The sequence below is a fragment of the Saccharospirillum impatiens DSM 12546 genome, from assembly GCF_000423605.1.
Lineage (GTDB): Bacteria > Pseudomonadota > Gammaproteobacteria > Pseudomonadales > Natronospirillaceae > Saccharospirillum > Saccharospirillum impatiens.
Genome location: NZ_AUIH01000128.1, coordinates 1 through 2,266 on the forward strand (window position 1 = coordinate 1; position 2,266 = coordinate 2,266).

Consider the following 2,266-nt stretch of genomic DNA (forward strand, 5'->3'; position numbering starts at 1 on the left):
AACGAGTGCAGCGGTTGATGCGTCTAATGGGCCTGCAATCAGTGGCACCCCGGCCGAATACCAGTCGCCCGCATCAGTGGCACCCCGGCCGAATACCAGTCGCCCGCATCCGCAACACAAGGTCTACCCCGGAACCTGTCAACCTCATCTAGACAGTTCATTAAAAAGTTAATGTAGATTCTCCCGCTCCAGGGCACGGCGTGCTGCTGGTAGTGTCGGGAAGTTCACCATAGTGCTCATACCAGCGTCTGCTTCCTCAGAGGTGATCGGGTTGATGTGTACGGCTTTGGCTGGCAAGTTGGCTGTAGGCTCGCCGCGTACAAAGCGTTCTGGATGTTTTTGATAATAATCATTCAGTGCTGACTGTCGCTTCTCGGCTACCTGCTGGTATTCCCCGGTGAAGACCTGGGCTGGCGTGAAGCCATTCAGGCCACTGTGGCGGTGCTTATGGTTGTACCAGTCGAAGTAGTCGCTGAACCACAGGCGAGCGTGTTCTATGCTGTTAAAGCGGCCCGGATAGTCCGGTTGGTGCTTGGCCGTTTTGAACTGACTTTCACTGAACGGGTTGTCGTTGCTGACTCTGGGGCGGCTGTGGCTGCAGACGACACCCAAATCCGCCATCAGATCCAAGAAGCTCTGTGCGATCATGGGCGAGCCACGATCTTGATGCAGGGTGATGGAGGCATCATCCAGCTCATAGCGCGTCAGCGTCTCTTGTACGAGCTGTTGGGCCAACTTGCTGTTCTCTTTGTGGGAGACCATCCAGGCCACTACATATCGGCTGTACAGGTCCATGACCACATACAACCGCCGATGGACACCCACCGTAGCGGGATTTGAACCGGGCTTCCCAGAACTTTCCGGTACAATTGTCTTCAACGTTGGCTTGCCGGGCGATGTCTTCATTCAGGGCTTTCATGAACCAACTGACCGACATTAGGCGCTGGCGCCATTCTGTTACAAGCTCTGAAACAACCTTTAGTTGCGCGTCATACAGATCCTTACCCGCCAGATATTCGTGGCTGAGGAAATTTCCGGCATACAGCTCATGCCAGCGTTGAATGACTTCAGTGTCGGTCCAGGCGCTGGCTTTCTCGGCATTGATATGCAATATGATGTGGTAGTGGTTCGACATGACAGCATAGGCACAAACATCGAGAGCGTACACTTTGGCCAGTTCCATTATCCGGTTTTCAATCCAGCCGCGCCGGTGTTCATAGTCGTTACCGGAATGCTCGTCACGGCCGCACAGGAAGGCGCGGCGCACACACCGAGAGGTGCAGTGGTAGTATGGGGTCGCCTCCAGGACGATCTGGCTTTTCCTTGAACGTGGCATAGTGTCTACCCCTGGCAGCCCGTTTTAGTAATGCTGTATAAAGTACTGTATATTCATGTAGTAATCAAGCCCTCGGACGGGTGTCCAGCTTGGCCGCCGCGTCATCAAGATTATCGTTTGTAAGTGATAGTGACTAGAATACACAGGATTGAACTTATGGCACTTAAGGACGCTTTATGAGCGAGCAATATGGCAATAACCCTCTACACGGCTTAAAACTGGAGGCCCTGATTGAAGAGCTTGTCGATTTCTACGGCTACGAAATTCTAGGAGAAGCACTGAACTTTAAATGCTTTCAGCTGAATCCATCCATAAAAGGCAGTTTGAAGTTCCTTAAGAAAACGGAGTGGGCAAGAGTAAGAATAGAAGCTTTTTATTTGTACAAGTTTAAGAACCTACCTCGTCCAGACGCTAGCCAATATGAGTTGCCTCCACGTGACAGGATTGTGCCAGATCATCAAAAACCGAGAGAGCCGAAAACATTTACGCTTGAAGAGTTAAAAGAAATTAACGCACGTAAAGCGAAAAATTCGGAGGGTCCAAACAAGAGGCCTTCGGCAAAAAAGAACAGCTATCAGAAAGCAAGCCACAGGAAAAAAGAGTTCGACAAACCATCACCGAAAGCAGCTGAGCGCGCAAGTGAATCAGATGCTTCGTTTGATCCATGGGGGGAGGCTAAAAAGAAACTGAACTCAAGTAAACCCCGCTTATAGCGCGATCAGCTTGTCGGTCAAACCCTAAAAAGACAGCCACATTTAGCGACTACTCGGCCTAGGGTGGCCGTCGGCCGGGCGCGATTGGGTCTGATGGGCTCAGTCTGTTTCGCAGTCCTTTATTATTGTGGACCCCACTGTCAAGACCACTAATGCATTAAATTAAGGTAAAATGCCCTATGGGTTAAATTGTATTCTTACGCGGCTTGCAGCCATT

At 50.9% G+C, this 2,266-nt stretch carries 3 protein-coding genes; 1 reads left to right on the forward strand and 2 read right to left on the reverse strand.

Annotation, left to right across the window (positions count from 1 at the left end; all coding sequences use genetic code 11):
- Window positions 1-168: 168 nt before the first annotated feature.
- Window positions 169-795 (reverse strand): integrase core domain-containing protein, encoded by a 627-nt coding sequence (locus G565_RS25340; RefSeq protein ID WP_084649505.1) that lies wholly within the window; start codon window positions 793-795, stop codon window positions 169-171.
- Window positions 695-1,336 carry a transposase gene (locus tag G565_RS27130; RefSeq protein WP_169579696.1) on the reverse strand — a complete coding sequence of 214 codons (642 nt, stop codon included), beginning with the start codon at window positions 1,334-1,336 and terminating at the stop codon, window positions 695-697. Before G565_RS27130 ends, G565_RS25340 begins: the two co-directional genes overlap by 101 nt.
- Window positions 1,337-1,512: 176 nt before the next feature.
- On the opposite strand from G565_RS27130, the gene G565_RS0120760 reads away from it, so the two are divergent.
- Window positions 1,513-2,049 carry a VF530 family protein gene (locus G565_RS0120760; RefSeq protein ID WP_028672515.1) on the forward strand — a complete coding sequence of 179 codons (537 nt, stop codon included), beginning with the start codon at window positions 1,513-1,515 and terminating at the stop codon, window positions 2,047-2,049.
- The last annotated feature ends 217 nt before the right edge of the window (window positions 2,050-2,266 follow it).